Annotated in this window: 23 protein-coding genes; 11 read left to right on the top strand and 12 right to left on the bottom strand. The window is 63.1% G+C overall.

Annotated elements, in window-relative coordinates; translation table 11 throughout:
• Nucleotides 1-383 precede the first annotated feature (383 nt).
• Nucleotides 384-1580: an NnrS family protein gene (locus tag ACB039_RS19080; RefSeq protein ID WP_371166227.1), complete on the top strand. Its 1197-nt coding sequence runs from the start codon at nucleotides 384-386 to the stop codon at nucleotides 1578-1580.
• A gap of 3 nt (nucleotides 1581-1583) precedes the next feature.
• On the opposite strand, the gene ACB039_RS19075 is transcribed toward ACB039_RS19080, so the two are convergent.
• Nucleotides 1584-2153, bottom strand: a complete 570-nt coding sequence (locus ACB039_RS19075; protein WP_005327753.1) for a helix-turn-helix domain-containing protein — start codon at nucleotides 2151-2153, stop codon at nucleotides 1584-1586.
• Between the two features lie 115 nt (nucleotides 2154-2268).
• Between ACB039_RS19075 and ACB039_RS19070 the strand changes: the two genes are divergently transcribed.
• Both ACB039_RS19070 and ACB039_RS19065 read left to right on the top strand, forming a co-directional pair.
• A complete protein-coding gene (locus tag ACB039_RS19070; RefSeq protein ID WP_371166226.1) occupies nucleotides 2269-3420 on the top strand; it encodes a benzoate/H(+) symporter BenE family transporter in 1152 nt (383 codons plus the stop codon).
• Between the two features lie 147 nt (nucleotides 3421-3567).
• Nucleotides 3568-4632, top strand: coding sequence for a DUF3103 family protein (locus ACB039_RS19065; RefSeq protein WP_371166225.1), 1065 nt, complete (start codon nucleotides 3568-3570; stop codon nucleotides 4630-4632).
• A 120-nt stretch (nucleotides 4633-4752) separates the two neighbouring features.
• On the opposite strand, the gene ACB039_RS19060 is transcribed toward ACB039_RS19065, so the two are convergent.
• Complete coding sequence (locus ACB039_RS19060) at nucleotides 4753-5223, bottom strand: Lrp/AsnC family transcriptional regulator (protein WP_025325515.1); 471 nt, start codon at nucleotides 5221-5223, stop codon at nucleotides 4753-4755.
• 160 nt (nucleotides 5224-5383) lie between these two features.
• Here ACB039_RS19060 and ACB039_RS19055 point away from each other — a divergent pair, with 160 nt between their 5' ends.
• On the top strand, nucleotides 5384-5902 hold the full coding sequence (locus ACB039_RS19055) for a tyrosine-protein phosphatase (RefSeq protein WP_371166224.1): 519 nt from the start codon (nucleotides 5384-5386) through the stop codon (nucleotides 5900-5902).
• Between the two features lie 82 nt (nucleotides 5903-5984).
• Here ACB039_RS19055 and metA read toward each other — a convergent pair whose 3' ends face one another.
• Nucleotides 5985-6932, bottom strand: a complete 948-nt coding sequence (gene metA, locus ACB039_RS19050; protein WP_005327747.1) for a homoserine O-succinyltransferase — start codon at nucleotides 6930-6932, stop codon at nucleotides 5985-5987.
• 144 nt (nucleotides 6933-7076) lie between these two features.
• On the opposite strand from metA, the gene ACB039_RS19045 reads away from it, so the two are divergent.
• Nucleotides 7077-8315: an HD-GYP domain-containing protein gene (locus ACB039_RS19045; RefSeq protein ID WP_270824863.1), complete on the top strand. Its 1239-nt coding sequence runs from the start codon at nucleotides 7077-7079 to the stop codon at nucleotides 8313-8315.
• A 27-nt stretch (nucleotides 8316-8342) separates the two neighbouring features.
• On the top strand, nucleotides 8343-9506 hold the full coding sequence (locus tag ACB039_RS19040) for a competence/damage-inducible protein A (protein WP_371166223.1): 1164 nt from the start codon (nucleotides 8343-8345) through the stop codon (nucleotides 9504-9506).
• Between the two features lie 7 nt (nucleotides 9507-9513).
• Here the strand turns inward: ACB039_RS19040 and ACB039_RS19035 are convergent, their stop codons facing one another.
• A complete protein-coding gene (locus tag ACB039_RS19035) occupies nucleotides 9514-10029 on the bottom strand; it encodes a metal-dependent hydrolase (RefSeq protein ID WP_005327731.1) in 516 nt (171 codons plus the stop codon).
• Nucleotides 10030-10433: 404 nt separating this feature from the next.
• Between ACB039_RS19035 and ACB039_RS19030 the strand changes: the two genes are divergently transcribed.
• From ACB039_RS19030 to ACB039_RS19020, 3 genes are all read left to right on the top strand, one after another.
• Entirely contained in the window at nucleotides 10434-12098 is a 1665-nt protein-coding gene (locus tag ACB039_RS19030; protein ID WP_371166222.1) for a FapA family protein, read from the top strand.
• Nucleotides 12099-12225: 127 nt separating this feature from the next.
• Nucleotides 12226-13035, top strand: coding sequence for a sugar-phosphatase (gene yidA, locus ACB039_RS19025; protein WP_043130614.1), 810 nt, complete (start codon nucleotides 12226-12228; stop codon nucleotides 13033-13035).
• Between the two features lie 365 nt (nucleotides 13036-13400).
• The gene (locus ACB039_RS19020; RefSeq protein ID WP_371166221.1) at nucleotides 13401-14171 is read left to right on the top strand and encodes a gamma-glutamyl-gamma-aminobutyrate hydrolase family protein; all 771 of its coding nucleotides are present in this window, start codon (nucleotides 13401-13403) and stop codon (nucleotides 14169-14171) included.
• On the opposite strand, the gene ACB039_RS19015 is transcribed toward ACB039_RS19020, so the two are convergent.
• From ACB039_RS19015 to ACB039_RS18985, 7 genes are all read right to left on the bottom strand, one after another.
• A complete protein-coding gene (locus tag ACB039_RS19015) occupies nucleotides 14168-14572 on the bottom strand; it encodes a hypothetical protein (RefSeq protein ID WP_005327724.1) in 405 nt (134 codons plus the stop codon). The two genes, ACB039_RS19020 and ACB039_RS19015, sit on opposite strands and share 4 nt — an antisense overlap.
• Before the next feature lie 92 nt (nucleotides 14573-14664).
• Nucleotides 14665-15375: an HAD-IA family hydrolase gene (locus tag ACB039_RS19010; protein WP_161507596.1), complete on the bottom strand. Its 711-nt coding sequence runs from the start codon at nucleotides 15373-15375 to the stop codon at nucleotides 14665-14667.
• A gap of 46 nt (nucleotides 15376-15421) precedes the next feature.
• Nucleotides 15422-16378 (bottom strand): tyrosine recombinase XerC, encoded by a 957-nt coding sequence (gene xerC, locus ACB039_RS19005; RefSeq protein WP_041206763.1) that lies wholly within the window; start codon nucleotides 16376-16378, stop codon nucleotides 15422-15424.
• Nucleotides 16371-17051: a DUF484 family protein gene (locus ACB039_RS19000; protein WP_161507597.1), complete on the bottom strand. Its 681-nt coding sequence runs from the start codon at nucleotides 17049-17051 to the stop codon at nucleotides 16371-16373. Before ACB039_RS19000 ends, xerC begins: the two co-directional genes overlap by 8 nt.
• Before the next feature lie 155 nt (nucleotides 17052-17206).
• On the bottom strand, nucleotides 17207-18037 hold the full coding sequence (gene dapF / locus ACB039_RS18995; RefSeq protein ID WP_025325502.1) for a diaminopimelate epimerase: 831 nt from the start codon (nucleotides 18035-18037) through the stop codon (nucleotides 17207-17209).
• A 96-nt stretch (nucleotides 18038-18133) separates the two neighbouring features.
• The gene (lysA, locus tag ACB039_RS18990) at nucleotides 18134-19384 is read right to left on the bottom strand and encodes a diaminopimelate decarboxylase (protein ID WP_161507598.1); all 1251 of its coding nucleotides are present in this window, start codon (nucleotides 19382-19384) and stop codon (nucleotides 18134-18136) included.
• A gap of 20 nt (nucleotides 19385-19404) precedes the next feature.
• Complete coding sequence (locus ACB039_RS18985; protein WP_025325500.1) at nucleotides 19405-19611, bottom strand: lipoprotein; 207 nt, start codon at nucleotides 19609-19611, stop codon at nucleotides 19405-19407.
• 73 nt (nucleotides 19612-19684) lie between these two features.
• Here ACB039_RS18985 and cyaY point away from each other — a divergent pair, with 73 nt between their 5' ends.
• Nucleotides 19685-19999, top strand: a complete 315-nt coding sequence (cyaY, locus tag ACB039_RS18980) for an iron donor protein CyaY (RefSeq protein WP_005330957.1) — start codon at nucleotides 19685-19687, stop codon at nucleotides 19997-19999.
• A 14-nt stretch (nucleotides 20000-20013) separates the two neighbouring features.
• Nucleotides 20014-20667: an alpha/beta hydrolase gene (locus tag ACB039_RS18975; protein WP_042649021.1), complete on the top strand. Its 654-nt coding sequence runs from the start codon at nucleotides 20014-20016 to the stop codon at nucleotides 20665-20667.
• Between the two features lie 77 nt (nucleotides 20668-20744).
• Here ACB039_RS18975 and ACB039_RS18970 read toward each other — a convergent pair whose 3' ends face one another.
• On the bottom strand, nucleotides 20745-23264 hold the full coding sequence (locus tag ACB039_RS18970; RefSeq protein WP_263685758.1) for a class I adenylate cyclase: 2520 nt from the start codon (nucleotides 23262-23264) through the stop codon (nucleotides 20745-20747).
• Nucleotides 23265-23366 lie beyond the last annotated feature (102 nt).

The following is a 23366-nucleotide window of genomic DNA, read 5'->3' as shown; positions in this document are numbered from 1 at the left end:
GTTCGATGCTGTGAGTGCCCACACAGATTGCTTGATTCAAATTGTTAAAGAGCGTCACGCTTATCGCGCTGAGGAGGCGCATCTTACGCTCCTCACTTCGAAAGTCAAGCGATTGTTTTCGCTTTTCTTTCGGCGCCTGCTTCACAAGGAAGCTGGCTCATCAGTTTGGCGTGTTCCGCCGTGCTGGTAGGGGCGCATTATAGGGAGCCGCGCCGGGATGACAAGGGCTTTTTTACCTTAACCGTTTGTTCGCTCAGTTCTACAGCAAGTCGTTCTCTTTTCAGCCATTCCGATTCCTAAATCGGCATTGACTGGATTTAAATTGAGTATTTGAAAAGCCACTTTATAATTGGCTTTTCAAATACTCAATTAAGGTCGCTGTCATGCACCAGATCCTCGATAGCCACAAGGAAGAGCAGATAGTCCCGCTGTTCCGTCTGGGGTTTCGTCCCTTCTTCCTGCTTGGAGCTCTGTTTTCCTGCCTAGCCATGTTGGGCTGGCTGGGGCAGCTTAACGGCTGGTTCGCTCTGCCCGGTATTGGCAATCCCATCTGGTGGCACGCTCATGAGATGTTGTTCGGCTTTGGCGCCGCCATCGTCGCGGGGTTTCTGTTGACTGCTGTCCAGAACTGGACGGCTCATCCCGGCGTTCGCAGCTGGCCATTAGCGTTGGTCGTGGGATTGTGGGCGCTGCCAAGGTGCCTGCTACCCTGGCTGGGAGAAGACAATATCATTCTGATGGCGTTGGATCTGGCTTGGCTACCGCTCTGTGCCTGGTTCCTCGCCAAGCCCATCATCATGACACGCCAATGGCGCAACCTCTTCTTTGTCCCCTTGCTCCTCATACTGACGCTGCTCAATGGCGCCACTTGGTTATGGCGAGATGACTGGAACACAGTGGAACATCTGCTGATCACGACGGTACTGCTGTTCACTACCCTGATTGCCGTGATGGGTGGACGGGTCATTCCCTTCTTTACAGCCAGAGGCACGGGTCAGGAGAAGGCACCTCCCCGCCCCTGGTTGGAGCGCGGGGCATTGGCCTCTCTCTGGCTGATCCTGCTGCTCTGGCTACTTCTGCCCGGCTCATGGGCCAACTCTTTATATACGATGCCTCTATATATAGTGGCGGCTGGCTTGCACCTGTGCAGGCAACTGCGCTGGCAACCCGGTGACACCCTGGTACACCCCCTGCTATGGTCGCTGCACCTGGCTTACCTGTTTATTCCCCTTGGTCTGCTCGCCCTCACGGCTCAGGCTGCTGGGCTGCCCCTCAGCTTGTCGCTGGCCAGTCACCTGCTCAGTGCTGGCTGCATGGGCACCATGATCCTCGGAATGATTGCCAGAGTGTCGCTCGGTCACAGCGGCAGAGCCCTGCACGTAGGGCGCAGGATCACCATGGCATTCGCTCTGGTGATCGTCTCTGCGCTCGTGCGGGTCTTGATCCCTCTGTATTGGCCTACCTTGACGCTGACGGGATGGAACCTGAGCGGCTGGAGCTGGATAGCGGCCTATGGTCTGTTTGTCTGGGTTTACACCCCCATCCTGACCCGCCCCAGAGTGGACGGTCGTCCTGGCTAGCCATCAGGCACGAGTGGCGGGATAGTGGATCAAATTGTGAAAAACGGCCGGGGCTATTCCCAAATTGCGGTAACCATGGGGGCGGTCGGCGACGAAGCGAACGGCTTCCCCCTGCTCCAGTGAACGCCACTGCCCATCGACCAGCACCTCCATTACCCCGCTGATGACGATGACATGCTCGGTCACCCCGGTCTCATGGGGTTCCGATTCCCGCTGATAGCCAGGTAGCAGGGTCAATTCAAACAACTCGAAACCGAAGCGGCCTTCATAGGGAAACAGCGGCGCCACCTGCATGCCTTCGCCCGCCGGTTGCTGGCGAATGTCATCGGCGGTGCGATAGAGCGTCTCCCCCGCCACTGCCGGGGTCGGCTCGATAAAGCTGGAAAAGGAGACCCGAAACCCGGTGGCGATCTTCCACAGAGTCGCCACCGTCGGGCTGGATTCCCCCCGCTCGATCTGCCCCAGCATGGCCTTGCTCACCCCGGTCTCACGGGCAGCCACATCCAGACTCCACCCCAGTTCGCTGCGCAGCCCTTTCAATCGCTGAGCCAGATGTCGATTCATCTCCTGCATACGCCCTCTCCCGAATGCGGTATGTCACCTTGTGCGCTATAGCGCACAAGGTTATAGTCAAAGTCATATTGTACGTAATAACGCACAAGCTATCGACATACACAAGGAAGTCACCATGCCCTTTGCTTTCCCCCATCTGGTCGCAGGCCTTATCGCCGTTCTGGTTGGCTATACCAGTTCGGTTGTGCTGATCATTCAGGCGGCCACCGCCGCTGGTGCCGATGCCGCCCAGGTATCCTCCTGGCTATGGACGTTGGGTATTGGCATGGGAGTGAGCTGCATCGGCCTCTCCCTTTATTACCGCATACCCGTGCTGACCGCCTGGTCTACCCCCGGGGCCGCCCTGCTCATCACCAGCCTGGGCAATTTCAGCCTGTCGGAAGCCATCGGTGCCTTCATCGCCTCCTCCTTGCTGATCACCCTGTGTGGCATCAGCGGCTGGTTCGACAGGCTGATGCGCCACATTCCAGCGCCCCTGGCCGCCGCCATGCTGGCCGGTGTGCTGCTCAGATTCGGGCTGGATCTATTCAAAGTCGCCCCACAGGATCCCCTGCTGCTTGGCGCCTCGCTGCTAGCGTTCTTGCTTGGGCGCCACCTCTGGCCCCGCTACACCATGGTGCTGGTCCTGGGTGCCGGCATGCTGCTCTGCACCCTGAGGGGCGAGCTGCAGCTTGCCGAGGTCCACTGGCAACTCTCCAGTCCGGTATGGATCTCGCCAACCTTCTCCATCAACGCCTTGCTGGGGATAGCGCTGCCGCTTTTCCTCGTCACCATGACGTCGCAAAACATGCCCGGCATTACTATCCTGCGTGCCCATGGTTATCAACCGGCAACCTCTTCCCTGATCGGTTGGACCGGTCTTACCGGCCTGCTGCTGGCCCCATTTGGTGGTTACGCCTTCAACCTGGCCGCCATCACGGCCGCCATCTGCATGGGCAAGGAGGTGGATCCCGACACGGCTCGCCGCTGGCCTGCCGCCGTGTGGGCGGGCTGCTTCTACCTGCTGACCGGTTGCTTCGGAGCGACTGTGGTCGCCTTGTTCAGCGCCTTTCCCACCGCTCTGGTGACCTGCGTGGCCGGGCTGGCACTGCTCGGCACCATAGGCAGCAGCCTGCACGCGGCACTGCAGCAGGATGAAGAGCGGGAAGCCGTGCTGCTCACCTTCCTCATCACGGCCTCGGGGATCAGCCTGCTCGGTGTCGGCTCTGCCTGCTGGGGATTGCTGGTCGGCGTGGCGCTGCATCAAGTCAACCGCCTCCGCGCCTGACCTGACCATCTGGGGAGACTCCAGTGAGACGCTGCACACAATTCGGCAAAGGTGGTTCACAGGCGAACCCCATTCCCGTTTAGTGAGAAGGAGGCGCAGATTCTTCCCGATACGCGCCGCTGTCAGACTCAATACTGGAGAAGAAGAATGAGGAATCAGGCTGTCATTTTATTGCTGACCCTGTTGGGTACCGCCAGTGCCCATGCCGCCGACACGGACAGGGAGCTGGCACGCCAGCTCGCATTGCAACAGAAGAACCTGCTACCCCTGCTCGCCCATCAGGAGTACCAGAGCCCGCTGCCAAACCTGCTGCAAAAGGCGAGTCCACGCCTCAAGCGGCAGGCCAGCGATGCCAACCAGGCCGCCATCAGCCGGCAAGGGCTGGACGGCGAGATCAAGCAGCTGATGCAACTGCGACTGGCCAACCCGGAGCAGGCTGCCGCACTGCAACAAGGAGTCGACCCCCTGGTTGCCTACGTGCCGAGCGGAGATGAGAAGAGCTGGAGTGCCATCGAAGCCTTCGACAGCGCCGGCAACCCGGTCTACCTCGATGTAAACCAGCCACCGGCACGACCGGTACTGGTAGTGGAGGCCGATCCCGTCAAGGCCAAGAATGCCGGCTTGAAGGTGATGCGCAAGGCGCTGGCTGCCGCCGACATGCAGGTGGCCCCCCGTGTCGGCGGCAACACGGCCCCCCTCAAGACCAGCATCCTCAAGAAGATCAGGCTCAGCGATGATCAGGAACCCTGGTTGCTCGGCGCCGCCGAGGTCTACGCCGTCGTGGCCGGGGTCAATCCCGGTCGGGACGAACCCGTGGTGGACATAGTCGACATGCCCTATCTCGACCATGACAACACCGACTACACCCCGAACCAGATCCTGGTGTACTGGGATCGCTATCGCTGGGGCGCCGTCGACCTCGTCATGATGGAGCAGGATGACAACGTCAACTACAAGGAGCTGAGCGCCCTGCTGATCGAGGCCCTCAAGCTCGGCTTCACCGCAGGCGGCGTGCCGGAAGCCCTGCCCTTCCTCGACCTAGGCGGTCGCATCGTCAAGGCGCTGCCCGACTCCTGGATGACCAACAACGACGACTATCTCGATACCTTCTACACCCTGGAGCAGGACCAGAGCTACCACCAGTATCCCGGTGCCGCCGGCAATGCGGTCATCACGCTGGAGCCCAAGGAGATCCAGCCGACCAGACCCTGAACATCACTCAAGGCAAAAAGCCAATGAGGCGACTCATTGGCTTTTCTCGTTTCGGTCTCAAGGGGCTCAAGGCCGGTTGAAATGATGCAGACCTACTTCAGGGCCGGCACCCACTTGTTGTCAGGGGTGGGTGAAGCAGGGCAGGGAGCGGCTGAATCTGTGCTCGAACACCAGAGAGGTCTCGAGGTGTACCACCTCTTCCCGGGAGGTGAAGTGATCGAACACGAAATTGCGCAGGTGCTCGGTGTCGGCGACGCAGAGGTGCACCAGGAAATCATCCTTGCCACCCATGTGAAACAGGCTGATCACCTCGGGCAACGCCAGGATGGCATCGCGAAACGCATCTATGATTTGCCGGCTGTGACGCGCCAGCTGCAGGGAGACCATGGCCTGGATATGGCCGCCCAGGGCCTGATAATCCACCTCGCAGTGAGCGCCCTTCAGCACCCCGTCCTGTTGCAGCTTGCGCACCCGCTCCAGACAGGTGGAGGGAGCCACCCCGACCAGGGCCGCCAAATCCTTGTTGGTCATGCCCGCATCGCGAAACAGATGGGCCAGGATGTCCAAGTCCAGTTGATCCAGGTTTCTCATCTCTACTCCTTCCATCGCTCAATTTTTTTAGACTCTGCCCGTAAACCGGGCCGAACACAACGCAGATTGACATCGTCCCCAGCGCCTCTATGCTGTGCCGCACTCAAACAGGGGGCCAACAAGTTCGTTTGACACCCGCTCAGCACCGACAAGGATCCTCATGCTCAGTGCCCACCCCTTCTGGAGCCTGGAGGTCCCGCGCCTCGACGGCCAGCTGTTGCTCACTCCCTGCCCCGGCAACCAGCAGGTTGCCCTGCCGCTCGCCCTGGCTCAGTTGCAACTGGCCGGTGCCGGCGGTGTGCTCACGCTGATGACGAAGGATGAGCTGGCCGCACGCGGTGCAGGCTCTCTCGGCTCACAGGTCAAGGCCAGGGGCATGGCCTGGTTCCACCTGCCCATAGCGGACGATGAGGCCCCCAATGAAGCCTTCGAGCAAGCCTGGCTCCCCGTGCTGCCGCAACTGATCTCCCTGCTGCGCGAGGGCAGGCACCTGGCCATTCACTGTCACGGAGGGAGCGGCCGCACCGGGCTGGTGGCGGCCCTGCTGCTGATGGCCCAGGGCCAGCCCCAGCTGGAGGCCATGGCCATCATCCGGGCCCGGCGGCCCGGCGCTTTCACCCTGGCCTGCCACCGTCACTGGCTCGACACCCGGGGACGACGACTGGCCGGGGCCGACTGAAGGAAGCCCTGACCCTTGAGCTGCTGACAAGTGAGCACCTTGCCGATCTCCTCCGACCATAGCCGGTGAGCCGGCCCTACATCTAGCCCTTGGGCTGCTCGTAAGTGAACACCTTGCCGATGTCCTCCAGCCGATAGCTGGTGAGCTGATAGACGTAGTAGTTGAGCCAGTTGGAAAACAGCAGGTGACCGTGACTGCGCCAGGTGGCACGCGGCGTCTGATCGGGATTGTCGCCCGGGTAGTAGTTGACCGGGATGACGGGGGTGAGGCCCGCCGCCAGATCCCGCCGGTACTCCCCGTCCAGGGTCAGTGCATCGTATTCGGGGTGGCCGGTGACAAACACCTGGCGGCAATCCTTGGTCGCCGCCAGATAGACACCGGCCTCCTCGGACTCGGCGAAGATCTGCAGATCGGTATGGGCGCGGATAAGATCCCCATCAAAGGCCGCATAGCGGGAGTGGGGCGCAACGAATTCATCATCGAAGCCACGCAGCAGCGGCTCGTGCTCATCAAGGCGGTGGTGGCGATAGACCCCGGACAGCTTCTCGCCGTGGGTCTGCTTCTCCATGCCGTAGAGCGCCTTGAGCGCCGCCTGCACCGCCCAGCACAGGAACAGGGTGGAGGTCACATGCTGATGGGACCACTCGATGATCTCGACGATGCGCGGCCAATAAACCACCTCCTCGAACTCCACCAGCCCGAGCGGCGCCCCCGTGATGATCATGCCGTCGTAGTTGTTGCCACGGACCTGCTCGAAATCGTGATAGAAGTTCTCGAGGTGTGCCTGGGGCGTGTTCTTCGACTCCCGATCGTCGATGCGCAGCAGATCCACGTCCACCTGCAAGGGCGAATTGGAGAGCATCCGCATCAGCTGGATCTCGGTCTCTATCTTCTTGGGCATCAGGTTGAGGATGAGCACCCGCAGCGGACGGATGTTCTGGGTGACGGCCCGGGATTCCGTCATCACGAAGATGTTCTCCTGCCCCAGCACTTCGGCGGCGGGCAACTGGTCCGGGATCTTGATCGGCATGCTGACTCCCTGTACTGCATCGGTAAATATGTCTGGACATCTAGAAGCCTATAATAAAGCACTCATCCTGTCATCAGATACCTTTTGTATTCACCCCTGCCTTTGACTAGCATACGGCTCTGTGTGTCTCTCGTGCCCAACCCCATGACAGGAATCAAGATCTCGGTAGACCGGCTGCAAGTCGGCAATTATGTCTCCCTGCCACTAGGGTGGCGTGAGCACCCCTTCCTGTTCTCCAGCTTCAAACTCAAGAGTGAAGAGGAGATAGAGCTCATCCGCCGGCTCGGCCTCAAGCTGGTGACCATCATTCCCGACAAGAGCGACGCCCCCCCCAAGCCCCTCGATCAGGTGCAACCCGCACCGGATGGTTCGGACGATCTGGTCGGCCGCCAGCAGGAGATGCAGCAGGAGAAGACCAGACGCATCGAGCAGTTGCAGCGCTATCGCCGGGATCTGCAACAGTGCGAGAAGCATTTTCAGCAGTCCCTGGCCCAGGTGCGCAACCTGATGGGCAAGATCCAGTCCCGTCCCCTCAATGCCATCAATGAGGCCCAGGAGCTGATCAACGCCATGACGGAGCAGTTGCTGTCGGTAGACGAGATGGTGCTGCACCTGGTCTCCGACAGCGCGGACGGCAATAACCTCCAGTTCCACTCCCTCAACGTCAGCGTGCTCAGCATGCTGCTGGCCAGAGAATGCAAGTTGCCGGCCGAGGCGATCCGTCAGGTCGGCATGGGAGCCCTGTTCCACGACATCGGCAAGCTGAAGATCCCGAGCCAGATCCTGCGCAAGACAGGCCCTCTGACCAAACCCGAGCAGAACCTGATGGCCCAGCATCCGCGCTACGGCCTGGAGCTGCTGAGCCTGACCAGTGGCTTCCCCGAGCCGGCGAAGCGCATCGTGCAGTACCATCACGAGTACCTTGACGGCAGCGGGCCACAGGGGCTCAGGGGGGATCAGCTCGACCCGCTGACCCAGATAGTGTCCCTCATCAACGAGTACGACAACCTCTGCCACCTGCAGGCCAAGGTGCCCTATTCCGCCCTCGGCAACCTCTACAAGCAGCGCAAGGCTCAGTTCAACGCCGACCACCTCGGCATGCTGATCCGGCTGATGGGCATCTATCCCCCCGGCAGCGTGGTACAGCTCTCCAACGGCCAGGTCGGGCTGGTGATGTCGGTCAACGCCTCCCGCCTGCTCTACCCCGCCGTGCTGGTGTACGACCCCCGCATCCCGCGCCAGGAGGCGGCCATCATAGATCTCGAGCAGGCCGAGCTGACGATTGCCAAGGTGATCCACCCCAAGCGACTGCCGCCGGCGGTGTTCGAGTACCTCAACCCGCGCACCCGGATCAGCTACTACTTCGAGCACAACAAACCCTGATCGGGGTTCACCACCCAAGGAGCCTGCATGCGTATCGAGATCATCAGCACGGGGGACGAGATAGTGACCGGCTTGGTGGTGGACACCAACGCCGCCTGGCTCAGCGCCCTGCTGCTGGAGCAAGGCTGGCAGGTGCGTCGCCGCCTGACCGTGGGGGACAACCTCGCCGATCTGAAGGCCGCCTTGCAGGAGAGTGCCAGCCGGGCCGAGGTGGTGCTGGTGTGCGGGGGGCTCGGCCCCACCGCGGATGATCTCACCGCCCAGGCTGCGGCCGAGGCCTTTGGCCAGCCCCTGACCCTGTTCCCCGACTGGCTCGCCACCATGGCCGAGCGCTACGCCAGCCGGGGCCGCACCATGGCCCAGAGCAATACCAAGCAGGCCTGGCTGCCCCGGGACTGCGAGATCCTAGACAACCCGGTAGGCACCGCCTGCGGCTTCGTGGTCAACCACCCGGCCAGCCACGGCCAGAGCCGGCTCTTCTTCACTCCGGGCGTGCCGTTCGAGTTCAAGCAGATGGTGCGCGAGCAGATTTTGCCCCGCCTCAAGGCGCTGGCGGGGGAAGAGACGGACACCGAGCTGCGCCGCTTCTACACCTTCGGCATCTCGGAATCCGCCCTCTCGGACAAGCTGGATGCGGCGCCCTGGCCTGCGGGCATCGAGCTCGGCTACCGCTCCTCCATGCCCCTCATCGAGCTGAAACTCATCGGCCACGGCGCCAGCGCCGCCGACATGGATGCTGCCGAGGCACGCCTGCTCGGGGAGATAACCCCCTGGCTGGTAGGACAGGGCAACGAGGAGCCGGCGCAGCAGATCCTGTCCCTGCTGGGGGCAAGGCCGCTGTACCTGCAAGAAGGGGAGAGCCGGGGTGCCCTGCTGGCCATGTGCCACCCGCATCCGGGGCTGGAGGCCAGCTTCAGCCATAGCCTCCCCTGCGAGCTCGACCATCTGACATGCAGCGGACGGGAGCCCAGCCTGACCATAGGCAGTGCGGGCCCCGACGGCGTGCCGCTGCTGCTGTGCGCAGACGGGCAGCGAATCGGCCAGCGGGTGAAGCTAAATCACCCGGATCCCGAGAGCGCCCGCCGGATCCTCGCCTTCGCCGCCCTCGACATGCTGCGCCGCCACCTGCAGGGGCTGCCGGTGCTCGCCGACTACCTCACCCTGACCAGAACCGCCAGCCGCATCGACTGATACCGGGCTAGAAGGCGCCTAAGCCCCCATTCCCATGCACCCAGTACCCGGCAAGCGCCAGGGTCAGCAGGCAGAAGGCCTTCTCATAGCCCCCGCCGCTCTTGAGGGGCAGGCCGGGCAACCGAAAGCGCCGTCGCCAGGGCCAGAGCAGGGGAATGCCCATGGGAGTGAGCCAGTCCCCGAGCAAGTGGCTGAGGTAGCCGACGATGAGGGCGTCCTTCATCACGCCGGACAGCGGGCCGGATACCTGAAACTGCGCCAGCCCCCATATCCCCAGACCGACCGCCAGCAGGCTGTGGGTGAAGCCGCGATGGCCGAACAGGCGGGAGAGGGGCCCCGAGATCCAGGGCAGCTGCCGACCGAGCAGGGACTGGGGGTGATCGAGGTCTGGCAGCAGCGCGCTGGCCAGGGCCATGGGCACTATGTGCCACAGGCTGCCTTCGGCCAGAGCCGGAGTGAGTTCGACCTTGTGGGCAAGCAGGGCGCAGGTGACGGAAAACAGCAGGTGGCCTTGGGCGGTCATGGGGCTCGTTCGGTTGGACAAGAGGGCAGTATGATCGGTAGCGACCCGCATCAGCGCCTCGGGACGGCGGCAGATTAAAATCCCTTGAACCGCCTCTGGCAAGGTGAATCGTATCGCCACCCTGAACCTGATACCCATCGGGGTCCGCTTTCGGTGAAATAGTCAGCAGATACCGCCAAACACACCTCATTTGACACCAAACAAGTCATCACGGCACCGTCACCCGCCGTCAGACACAATTTCCCCAACCCGGCTCACCCATTTGCACTCGGCTCGTTGACCCGGAAGAAGAAATGCCAGAATACTGCGGTTCTGGGCCGCCCTGATGACATTGGCTTTTGGCAAGGATCCCGCCCCCGGCCACAGGGAGGTTGGCCGGATCGGGACAACGAAGGAGGATCCCGGTGTTAAGCAAAGAGTGGTTTCAGCTGTCGGCAGACATGACCTATGTCTGTCTGCGCATTACCCCGGGTCTCACCGAGCCCGTTCAGGAGCACCATGTCCTGGCCCTGTTGCGGCTCTCCAACTGCCGACGCTATCAACCCCTCGGCGAGGGGATCCGGCAGGCCGTCACCCTGCTCAACACCCTGCTGACCCAGCCTGATGCCCCCTCTCACCCGCCCGTGCCCATCGCCCAGCGGCAGGATGCCCGGCTGCTGATCCTGATCGACAAGGATCAGATGAGCGCCAGCGCCCAGATCACCGCCGACTGGGGCGGCAGTTCCCTCACCCTGGCGCAGTTGCAGGAGGCCGTGGCGGCGAGCCCGGTCAAGCAGGGAGTGAGCGAGCAGCTGCTCGCCGCCGCCATCAAGGCCGCCAGCGAGGCCGCCCCCGGCACCCGGCTCAACCCCGTCATCGCCCTGGGCAAGGCGGCCAGACACGGCCTGGATACCCGCCTGGAGCGACTGGTGGAGACCGCAGCCGAGCGGATCCTGAAACCCCAGGAACTGGACCATGGCAGGGTAGACATGCGCGATCTCGGCACCTTGCTCACCGTCAAGGCAGGCGCCCCCCTGATGCGGCGCCACCCGGCCACCCAGGGCATAGATGGCTTCACCGTGACGGGCCAGGTGCTGGCGGCCCGCTCCGGCAAGGAGAGCGCCATGACGGCGGGAGAAGGCACCTGCTTTTCCCCCGAGGATCCGGACCTACTGCTGGCGACCCGCGCCGGGCTACCGTGCCAGGAGCGGGCCGGCATGAGGGTGGACGAGGTGCTGAGCGTCAAACAGGTCGATATCCGCCACGGTCACGTCGAGTTCGAGGGTTCCCTGCTGGTGACCGGGGATGTCATGCCCGGCATGCGGATCAAGACCAGTGGCGATGTGGTGATAGGGGGCTTCGTCGAAGGGGGCTATATCGAATCCGGCGGCACCATCACGGTGCGCAACGGCATCATAGGGCGCAAGCTGGAGGGGGACGAATACCTCTGCCACCTCTGCGCCGGGGGCGAGATCCACGCCAGCTATGCCCAGTACGCCAGGCTGGAAGCAGACGGCGACATCCATATCCAGAGCCAGCTCAGCCACAGCTATTGCCGCAGCGGCCAGGATCTCAAGGTCGGGGACAGCGCCATGCGCAAGGGGCACCTGATCGGCGGCGTCAACATCGCCAACCGGCTCATCATGGCACCGGTGCTCGGGGCCTCGGCGGCGAACCGGACCCGGCTGCAGATCCTCGGCGGCTACTTCAGCCACAAGGAGCAGGAGCAGGCCCTGCGCCAGCGCAAGCAGGCCTGCCGGGAGCAGATCGACAAGCTGCAGGATCTCATCCTGCGGCTGCTGCAACTGCCCCGTGACAAGCGCAATCCCGAGACCCTGCAGAAGATCAAGGCGCTGCGCACCCGCCAGCTGGATGAGAGCAAGTCCCTCGACGAGCAGCTTGCCGAGGCGCAGCAAGCGCTGCAGGCGCTGATGGCCAACATGGAGATCATCGCCACCCAGCGCCTCTTCCCCGGTGTCGAGGTGGAGATGGCCCACTACCACAGCCGGGTCGACATCGAGCACGGCCCCATCCACTTCGCCATCCGGGAAGACCAGTTGCAACTGACCCCTTACGAGGGCCAGCACTGAAAGGCGTCAGTCAGAGTCAGCACCGCCCATGCAACCCTTCAACTCGTGATCCCGGCGGCGATTTTCGCTACACTCGGCCTCCCCTTGGCCCCATAGGGCGGGCCGGCCAGACTCAGGTAGTGAGAAGATGTACAAGCTGATCGCATTGGATATGGATGGCACCCTGCTGAACCCGCACGGTCAAATAACCCCCCGCACCCATGCCGCCATCGCGGCCGCCCGCACCCAGGGCGTCACCGTGGTACTGACCTCGGGCCGCCCGCTGGAGGGCATGACAACCTATCTGGCCGAACTCGGCCTCACCGGTCAGGATGACTACGTCATCTGCTACAACGGCGCCCTGGTGCAACAGGTCGCGGATCAACGCATCCTGCGCAGCCAGCTGCTAACCGGCAGCGATGCCAGCGCCATCGCCCATCTGGCCTTTGAGCTGGGGGTCAACGTCCACGGCTTCTCCGTCCGCCAGGGCCTCATCAGCCCTAGAGTCAGCACCTACACCGAGCACGAGTCCCGACTGATCAAGATGCCGATCAACCTGGTGGACTTCGCCACCCTGCCCGCCGACGAGCAGATCATGAAGGTGATGATGATAGACCCCGAGCCCCAGCTCTCCCGCGCCATCGCCCAGCTGCCCGCAGAACTCTATGAACGCTACACAGTGGTGCGCAGCTCCCCCTACTTCCTCGAGTTCATGAACAAGCGAAGCAACAAGGGCACCGGCGTGGCCGCCCTGGCCGAGCACCTGGGCCTGGACGCCTCCCAGGTCATCGCGGTGGGTGATGCGGGCAACGACCGCCACATGATCGAATATGCCGGACTCGGGGTCGCCATGGGCAACGCCACCGACGAGATCAAGGCGTTGGCACAGCACACCACAGCCCGCAACGACGAGGACGGCGTGGCCAGGGTGATTGAGCAGTTCATCCTCAATGCCTGAATCGACGAGGGGCCTGCGGGCCCCTTCTGCTATCCGGCCATCAGGGTCGAATGTTTAATATATCCACCACGCCTTTCTCCCAGAAGCCCACCAACTGCGGCTAAAGCCCCTTATAAAGGGACTCAAGCTGGCTTTTCCATCATCAAAATTAACATTGCGGCATCATTTCGTTTGACATATTGAACGGCCTTGGCAGACTGGGATCGGGATCCAGGCTGTCATCGCCCAGGCTGACCGACGATTCTGGCACTGCAGCATGACCCTGATCCCATGACCATGCCTTGAGGCATGCCCTTGCGAGCGTGAGGCGGCAAGGGCCTTCCCAAGGCGCAGGATGAGACCGCCAAGGATAGCCAAGGTGACCTATGCCCAACCCCAGTTCCCGTTCCAAACCCGTCGTGCTGATGACCATGGGGGCCCAGGCCCGCAGCGGCCATGCCTACCAGGTCATGACCCACAAATACATCACCCCCCTGGTGGAGATTAGCGGCTGCGTGCCCCTGCTGGTGCCGACCTGCTGCGGGACAGCTGATCTGGAGCAGTATCTGGATCTCGCCGATGGGGTCTACCTGAGCGGGGCCGGATCCAACATAGATCCCGCCCTCTACGGCCAGGAGAACCTGACCCCGGAGAAGGCCCAGGACAGAGACAGGGATCTGTTCGACATAGCTCTGGTGCGCGCCGCCATCGATCGGGGACTGCCCCTGCTCGGCATCTGCCGCGGCATGCAGGAGATCAACGTGGCGCTCGGCGGGGACATTCATCAGAAGGTCTATTGCGAGCCCGGCTATGCGGATCACAGGGAGGATGCGGACGATCCGGTAGAAGAGCAATATGGCCACAGCCACCAGGTGAGCCTGGTGCCCGGCAGCTGGTTTGCCGACCTGATGGGGGAGGCGCAGATCCCGGTCAACTCCCTGCACGGCCAGGGGATCAAGCGGCTTGGCAAGGGGCTGGCGCCGCTGGCCCATGCCGAGGATGGCTTGATAGAGGCCATTCATGCCCCCGGATTGCCCCAGTTCACCCTGGCGGTGCAGTGGCACCCGGAGTGGAAGGCGAAAGAGAACCCCCACTCCATCAAGCTGTTTCGCGCCTTCGGCGACGCCTGTCGCCAATATCGGCAGCGGGCGGGCTAGTCGCCGAACCCCTTGCCCTTCAACTTGGGCAGGGCCCCGCGATCGGGGCGCAGGGTACGGCAGACATCCAGCCCCTTGAGGCCCCGCTGGACATGGTCAGGAGCCTGCCCGAGCACCATGCCGTTGCCGCGATAGAGCCGGGCCTCTTCCAGCTCGAACAGCTCGCCGCCGATCAACAGCTGTTCACGGCCATCGACCACCTTGCCCCGCTTCAGGGGCAGGGTCATGTCCACCAGGATCTCGCCGGTGGCGCACCCCTCACGCCAGCGGGCCTCATCCGAGAAAGGCGAAATGGCGATATCTCGCCAGGATCCATCCCGAAACTCCATCCGGTAGTGGTCGCGAAACAGATCGCAGCCCGCCAGCACCATGGGGATGGCCAACCAGATGACACTCTTCATTCCACTCACGCCCTGCACTCCCTTGTCAGTCCGCGCCAAGGATAAATAAATGGCCTCGCCTGTGCACCTCTTTCTCTGCCGCTCGGGGTGGATCAGAGCAGCAGCCCGTCCAGCTCGTCTAGGGTGGCGAGCTCCACATCCGGCAGCAACCTCAGTGACTGCCAGGGCAGCCGGCGCTCGTTGAGCCAGGCGGCTCGAAAGCCGTGCAGCCTGGCCCCCAGCACGTCCGTCTCGGGATGATCCCCCACGTGGAGGATCTGGCCGGGGGCGAGCCCGAGGGTCTGCTGCACCTGCACGAACATGTCCGGCGCCGGCTTCATCCTGGCCCCCGCCCCTGCCTTGCAGACCAGGGTGAAGTAGTCGCTCAGCCCGGCCTGTACCAGATCCAGGTTGCCGTTGGTGATGACCGCCAGAGGGTAGCGCTCCGCCAGTCTGGTCAGCAGCCGATGGGTCGATTCGCTCACCGCGATCTTAGAGCGTTCGGCCAGAAAACCGGCGAACACCCGCTGCGCCTCCTGTTCCGCCAGGGAGGCGGCCATGCCCCCCTGCACCATGGCCTCGCGGATGCCGTGCTGGCGCGCCAGGCTGACGTCTTGGCCCAGCTCGGGCCGGGCCAGCAGCAGGTTGCGCTTGAGCTCGAGCCAGCGCGGCTTGTCCAGCATGGCAGTGGCCAGGTATTCGCTGCGCAGGTGGCTCAGCATCCACTGCTCGGCCCGCGCTATGGCGGGGCCGTTATCATAGAGGGTGTCGTCAAGATCGAACGAGATGGCGGCTACCGGCTGCCAGCGACGGTAAAAATGCATGCATTCTCCTCTGCGTCATCAACAGGAGCGCCTGGGCTCCCTGCTGTCACTCATCTTCCGGGGTGTCGGGATCCCGCTTGGCCCTGGGGTGGGCGCTGTCATACACCTTGGCCAGATGCTGGAAGTCGAGGTGGGTATAGATCTGGGTGGTGGAGAGATCGGCGTGGCCCAGCAGCTCCTGCACCGCCCGCAGGTCCCCGGAGGACTCCAGCATGTGGGTGGCGAAGCTGTGGCGCAGCTTGTGGGGATGGACATGGGCATTGAGGGCCTGCTTGTTGCCCCAGCCGTCGAGCCGCTCCTGTACCGAGCGGGCCGACAGCCGCTGCCGGCGCTTGGAGACGAACAATGCCTCCCCCTCGTCCCCCGCCAGCGCTGGCCGCACCTTGAGCCACTTGTGCAACCACTCCACCGCCATCCTGCCCATGGGCAGCACCCGCTCCCGCGACCCCTTGCCGGTAACCCTGAGCTGGCGCTCGTCGAGCTTCACGTCCGCGAGGTTGAGCCCCACCAGCTCGGCGAGGCGCAGGCCGGAGGAGTACATCAGCTCCATGATGGCGCGATCCCGCACCGCCAGCGGATCCTGCTCGTCGGTGATGTTGAGCAGCTGGTACATCTCGTCCACGTCGAGGTTTTTGGGCAGCGGCCGCCCCTGCTTGGGGGTGACGATGCCCCGGGCCGGGTTGGCAGGGAGCCGCCCCTGGCGCACCTGCCAGTCGCAGAAGCTGCGCAGGGCGGATACCTTGGTGGCGAGCGATCGGGGGGCCAGACCGGCCTTGTGCATCCGGGTCACCAGACTGCGCACCTGGCTCGCCTCGAGCCGGGCCCAGTCATCGACCCCCAGCCTGACCAGCTCGGCGGCCATCGCCTCCAGATGGGCCTGATAGTTGCTGCGGGTGTGGGGGCTGAGCTGGCGCTCGACCCTCAGGTATTCGATAAAGGCCGTGAGCTCCCCCGCCAGGGCGGGGGGCAGAGGGTCGGCGGCAGGAAGGGGGGCCTTAGCCACGAACCAGCTCGGGCAGACGCATCTGCAGCAGACGGCCCAGCTGACCCAGCAGCAGGGTGTCGTTGTGGGGGGTGAAGTGGCTGGGGTCCGAGCTTGCGAAAGCCAGCACGCCGAGATCCCCGAGCCGCATCAGGGCCACTGAGTTGACCAGCACGTCGCTGCCAAACAGTGCCTGCTTCTCGCTCTGGTTGAGCCGCCCGAAGTAGTAATCCGTCCCGGGCAGTCGTTGGCCCAGCAACTGGTCGAGCTGTTTGCCGTCCGCCAGGAAGCGCTGCTCCGGGCCAGTCAGCTGGAATTTCTTCGGGCTGAGCCAAAGGCGCAGGCCGGTCAGCCGCAACCGCTGCACGAACGCCTTGCCCATCACGGCGCTCAGCTCGAACAGGGTCTGACAGCCATACAACTCGCCATAGAGATCCGCATAGACCCGGAAGATCCGCTCGTTCTCGCTGGCGATCCCCATCAACTCGGTGATCTCCTGCTCCAGCTGCTCGATGCGCTCGCGCTGTCTGTCCAGCTGGCGCTCCACCAGGGAGATGGTGCCCTTGTGCTCATGGGGAATGCGGATCCGGTCCAGCATGGCCCCGTGGCGCTGGAAAAACTCGGGGTAACGGGCCAGGTACTCCAGCACTGTGGCTTCGTCCAACAGTGACTCCTGCCGTTTGAGTTCGCTCATAACTTGGTTGATCCATCCGAAAAAGGGGCACAGGGCCCCGACATTACCGTTTGGCTGCGCGGAGGAGGTCCCCGCTCGATGCCTATAACTCTATCTGGCCGTCGAACACGTGCTCGGCCGGGCCCGTCATATGCTCGACTGGCCCGCTCACTGGCTTACAGCTCTATCTGGCCATCAAAGACATGCTCGGCCGGGCCCGTCATGTAGACCGGCTGACCCGGCCCCTTCCAGGCGATGGTCAGCTTGCCACCCGGCAGGGTGACGGTGACCCGCTCCCTGAGCTTGCCCTGGCTGATGCCGATCACCACGGCCGCGCAGGCGCCGGTACCGCAGGCCAGGGTCTCGCCCACCCCGCGCTCGAACACCCGCAACTTGATCTCGCTGGCGCTGACCATCTCCATGAAGCCGACGTTGACCCGCTCGGGGAAACGCTCGTGGCGCTCCATGATGGGCCCCAGGGTCTCCACCGGTGCATCGGCTACCGAGGGCACCTCGATGACGCAGTGGGGATTGCCCATGGAGACGGCACCGCACATCACGGTGTGATCCTGCGCCCGCAGCAGGTAGGTCTTTTCCGCCTTCTGGGCGCGGAACGGGATCTTGCCCGGCTCGAACTGGGGCACCCCCATGTTGACCGTGACCTGGTTCTCCCCCTCCAGTTGCAGGGTGATGCGGCCACGGGCCGTGCTGACCGCAATGCGATCCCGGTTGACCAGCCCCTTGAGGCGCACGAAGCGGGCGAAACAGCGGGCACCGTTGCCACACTGCTCCACCTCGCTGCCATCGGCATTGAAGATGCGGTAATGGAAGTCGAGCTCGGGATCATAGGGCGGCTCCACCAGCAGTAGCTGATCGAAGCCGATGCCAAAGTGGCGATCCGCCAGCTTCTTGATGACGTCGTTGCTGAAGAACACCTTCTGGGTGACGCCGTCCACCACCATGAAGTCGTTGCCCAGGCCATGCATTTTGGAAAACTCAATCAACATCTTCTTTCCCTGCGCAGTTCAGGCCGTCACGAAGGTCGTCCACAGCCCCATGGATCCTGGAAAAATCTGTCACCGTCTTGCGTTCCTGTGGCTGGCTCACGGCAGCAGGTGCTCGCCGCGCCAGAGATCGGCCAACTGTTCCCGCTCACGGATGAGATGGGCCTGGTCACCGTCCACCAGCACCTCGGCCGCACGGGGACGGGTGTTGTAGTTGGACGACATGGTGAAACCGTAGGCCCCGGCGGAACGCACCGCCAGCAGGGAGCCCTCGGCAATCGCCAGGGTACGCTCCTTGCCGAGGAAGTCACCGGTCTCGCACACCGGGCCGACCACGTCATACAGCGCCTTCTCGTGGGTCGTGCGGCTGTCCACCTCGATGATGTTCATCCAGGCGCCGTAGAGGGAGGGGCGCAGCAGATCGTTCATGCCGGCGTCGATCAGCGCGAAGTTGCGGGTCTCGCCGGGCTTCAAGAACTCGACCCGGGTCAGCAGCACGCCGGCGTTGGCGACGATGGCGCGGCCCGGCTCGAACAGCAGGGTCAGATCCCGGCCCGCCAGCTTCTGCTTGAGCGCCTCGGCGTACTCGGTCGGATGCGGCGGCTGCTCGGCGCCATAGTTGACCCCGAGACCCCCGCCCACGTCCAGGTGATGGATGTGGATGCCTTCGGCCGCCAGCTCGTCAATGAGCTTCAGCAGCTTGTCGGCCGCTTCCATAAAGGGATTGAGCTCGGTGAGCTGGGAGCCGATATGGCAATCCACCCCCTTGATCTCGATATGGGTCATGGCCGCCGCCTTGCGGTAGATGGCAGGCGCCTGCTCGATGGGGATACCGAATTTGTTCTGCTTGAGGCCGGTGGAGATATAGGGGTGAGTGCCCGCATCGATATCCGGGTTGACCCGTACCGAGACCCGCGCCTTCTTGCCCATGCTGCCAGCGACCCGGTTCAGGCGCTCCAGCTCGGCTTCCGACTCCAGGTTGAAGCAGAGGATCTCTTTCTCCAGCGCGAGGCGCATCTCGGCCTCGCTCTTGGCGACGCCGGAGAAGACCACCTTGGCCGGATCTCCCCCCGCCGCCAGCACCCGTGACAGCTCCCCGCCGGAGACGATGTCAAAGCCCGAGCCCAGGCGCGCCAGCAGGTTGAGCAGGGCCAGGTTGGAGTTGGCCTTGACCGCGTAGCAGATCAGATGGGGAATGTCGCCCGCTGCCTGATCGAAGGCGTGCCAGTGGCGCTCAAGAGTGGCGCGAGAGTAGACATACAGCGGGGTGCCGTACTGGTCGGCGAGCTGTTGCAGGGGAAGCTGCTCGGCCTGAAGCTGGCCGTCGGCATCGTAGTTAAAGTGATCCAAGGGGGCGGTTCCTTCCTAGATTATTGCGGCGCGGCCTCGGAGGCCGGTTTGGCGGTCGCAGGCGAGGCGGCTTGCGGTGTACTCTCTGTCTTGGGCTGTGCCGGTGTTTGCTCAGTGGAGACGGGCTGCTCGGCCGGTGGCATGTAGAGCGGCCCCGTCAGGCCGCAGGCGGCCAACCCGAACGACAGCGACGCGGCAAACAGGCACTTGGTGAACTGGGTAATCATAATGGTTCGCTGCGAAAAAATTTTTGGCCCTCTATAATCGCACTCACATTGTTAAAAGCAACAGGATAAACCGATGAAGGATCACGAGTATCACGCCCTGACCGACGCCTTTTTCCAGTATGTGGAAGACGTTATCGACGAGGGGTATCCGGATATCGACTGCGAGCGGGCCGGCGGTGTGCTGACCTTAAGCTTCGAGAACAAGACCAAGGTCATCATCAACAAGCAGGAGCCCCTGCACCAGATCTGGGTGGCCACCCGGGAGAACGGCTTCCACTTCGAGCTGCGCGGTGACAGCTGGATCGACAACCGCTTTGGCGACGAGCTCAAGGCTCTGCTGACCCGGGCCTGCACCACCCAGGCGGGCGAGCCCGTCCGGTTCCCATGATGGCAGAGCCCTCCATGATGGATCTGCATCCCCAGGGCGCCCGTCACGCGGTGGTCTGGCTGCACGGGCTGGGGGATTCCGGTGCAGGCCTCGCCCCGCTGGTGGAAGCGCTGGCCCTGCCCACCGACCTGCCCGTCCGCCATCTGCTGCCCGATGCGCCCGAGCGGCCCATTACCATCAACATGGGCTACAAGATGCGCGGCTGGTACGACATCAAGAGCTTCGAGGATCCGGCGGATCGCGCCGTGGAGTCCCATGTGCGCGAGTCCGCCGATCGTATCGCAGCCCTGCTGGATCAGCTGGTAGCCGAGGGCTTCGCTCCCGAGCATATCGTGCTGGCCGGCTTCTCCCAGGGCGGGGTCATCGCCTCCTTCACCGCCCTGCGCTATCAAGCAAAGCTGGCGGGCCTACTCTGCATGTCCACCTATCTGGCGGCGCCCGAGCAACTGGTCGAGGAGATGAGCGAGGCCGCCCGCGCCCTGCCCATCTGCTACATGCACGGCATCTATGACGACGTGGTGAGCCTCTCCATGGGCTGGGATGCCAAGAACCGTCTGGAAGCGGCGGGACTCAGCCCAGAGTGGCACGAGTACCCGATGCGCCACGAGATCTGCCGCCCCCAGCTCGACGAGATCCGTCGCTGGCTGCTGGCCCGCCTCGGCGCCTGATCCCGCACTGCGGATACGATAACGGCCTGCATCAGCAGGCCGTTTGCTTTCATCCCGTTGGCGATGTGCCCGGCACATCACCCGACTTCCCGGGCCGCCCCCGGATTGTCCCGCTGCGGACTCTGGCTGCGGTAGGGGATCACCTCCAGCTTGTCGCCCATCTGCACGATCTCGTAATACTGGGGCAGGTTGAAGTTGCTGAACTGGCCCGCATCGCTGAAGCGCTCGTGGCCCGAGGTGTAGAAGCGGTTAACTCCCTGCACCAACTCATCCTTGTTGCCGGCGAAGTGCTGGTAGATCTCCACCCGATTCGCCTCGTCCAGGATATAGATGTTGGTGCCCGCATCCCGGGTGTCGAAGAAGAACTGCACCAGCCCTTCGCTCGCGTAGGCATCGACAATGCCGGGCAGATGCTGGCTGTGGGTCTTGTCGAGGCGCAGCGGCAGGTGATCCAGCTTGTTGTGGGAGATGTGGCGGTAGAAGTCGATGGCGTTTTCCAGCTTCTTCACCGACACCCCGCGCCGCTCGAAGAAGATGCCGTACTTCTCTTTCCCCAGCGCCAGCGTCTTGACCAACTGCTGCTTGTCCCGGGCCAGGCGCAGTTCGATGCACTCGGCCACCAGTTGCTGGAAGCGGGTACGCACCAGGGAGCGGAAGTGCTGGCTGTAACAGAACACCTCTATCATCTCGGGGGCGGCGGCATCCTGGTGCATCTTGCCGAGTATGGTGGTGAGGGCATCCACCACCGCTTCCTCTCCCTCGAAGTGCAGGGTGCGGATCTCGCTCCAGGAGTTGCGATAGACGAGATCCACCGAACCCACCAGGCACTCCTGGTTGCGGCCGAAGGAGAAGACGTCGGCGGCATTGGCATCGAACTCGATCACCTGCCCCACCCAGTGGCTTGACGGGTCCGTCTCCAGGTTCAGGAAGATGGAGAGTTGGCGGATCTCGCACGGCCGGCTCAGCGCCAGGTTGGTGGCGCGGGGATACTTGACCGGGAAGGTGCCGGAGAGATCGCGGCAGAACTGGTGCAGATTGTCGATGTGCAGATCCGAGCCCTGATTGAACAGGTGCACCCGGGACTGGGGAGTAAGCAGGCCGTTGAAATAGGCCCAGGCCACCAGCTTGCTGATGTAGCCATTATATTCGAGCGGCGCCCGACCGATGATGTCGGCGGGCTCCAGGGAATGCTTGTAGAGATACCAGCCGGCGCGATTCAGGCGACCGTGGGGCACCTGCACCAGGCTGAGATCCGGCTCGCCGAGATCCGGCGCTATCTTGAGGTTGATCCGCTGCACCTTGCCCGGCAGGCTCTCGAAGGCGGCATAGAGCTTGCGCGACAGTATGCCGATGTCTTCCGGATTGATGGACTCGCTGATGTTGTTACGCCGGGCGAACTGGATGAGGTTGCGGTAGCTCTGCATCAGGGCCTCCAGCAACTCGGCGTAGGCCACCTTGACGTCCTCGACCTTCCACTCCTGGCGATGATCCAGGTGATGCAGCCGCTCCGGGCTCCAGCCCCAGTAGGCCACCAGCTGGGCCATCTGCTCCCGGCGCCAGTCCGGGGAGTGATCTTCCTTGGGGTGGCTCAGGCCGTCACACACCTTCAGATAGAAGCAGCGGCGCACCAGATCCAGGCGCTGCATGTCGCCGATGGATTTCAGGTAGTTGGTCACCTTGTCCAGCATCAGGCAGTAGTTGTCGAGTCGGTAGTGCATCCCCTCGTTGTGCTGGAACCAGTCGCGGCTGGTCACCGACAGCAGCCGGGTGTTGGGATACTCGTGGGAGTAGGCCTCCATCAGCACCGACTTGAGCACCGCCTTGTAGGGGGAATCTATGCCCTTGTAGAGCTGCCACAGGGCGGAGCCGAAGTACTCCTCGGCGGGGATGCGGTCAAAGCCCCCCAGATCGAGCCAGTCGTCCTGGCTCAACTTGCCATGGGCGAACAGGCCGTTGACGTAGTCGTCGTAGTGATCGTCATATTCGGCCGGCACCAGATACCAGAGCAGCCGCTTGCCCGCGATGTGCATGGCACTGCGATAGAACTCGTCGAGCAGCAGCAGGTGCTGGGCGCTGCCGCAGCTCTCCCCCTGCATCTGGGCATCGTTGCGCTGGCGGAACTTGTCTTCGGGGATCAGGAAGAAGTTGAGATCGACTCCGCGCTGCTCGGCCCACAGAGAGAGGTGCTGGCACTTCTGCTCCAGCAGGGCGAGGCGCTCACTCGACAGACCGGCCACGTGACAGACCCAGATGTCGAGATCTGAGTGGCAGCACTGACCGATGGAGGAGGTACTGCCCATGGAGTAGAGACCCTGGATCGACTTGTCGTGGGTGCTGAGGCCGCCCTGACAGTTGGCGTTCTGGCACAGATCCTGGATGAAGGCCTGCTGGGCCTCGTTGGCGACGAAACTCCAGATACCATGAGGCACGTCCCCTGCCACATAACCAGGCAGAAGGGGATGATTGAAGTGCAGCATCACAGGCAGCAGTTGGAAGACCTGCTGCCCGTAGCGACTCATGAGATCCAACGCTCGTTGCGTCTTGAGACGATTCAGCTCGTCGTAGCGCGCCACCAGCGTGTCCAGTTTTACCAGCAATGCCCTACCTATGGGGAAGAGAAATGACGCACCAAAACGGGGAGACGTCAAAAAAGTGTGATCATGTTAACAATGCAAACAGCAGTGGTAAACAAGCCCGCA

Origin of the sequence: Aeromonas sp. S2(2024) (genome assembly GCF_041402505.1) — a bacterium.
Classification (GTDB): domain Bacteria; phylum Pseudomonadota; class Gammaproteobacteria; order Enterobacterales; family Aeromonadaceae; genus Aeromonas; species Aeromonas media.
Note: the sequence above shows the minus strand (reverse complement) of the source record. Positions and strands in the feature narration are given on the sequence as shown.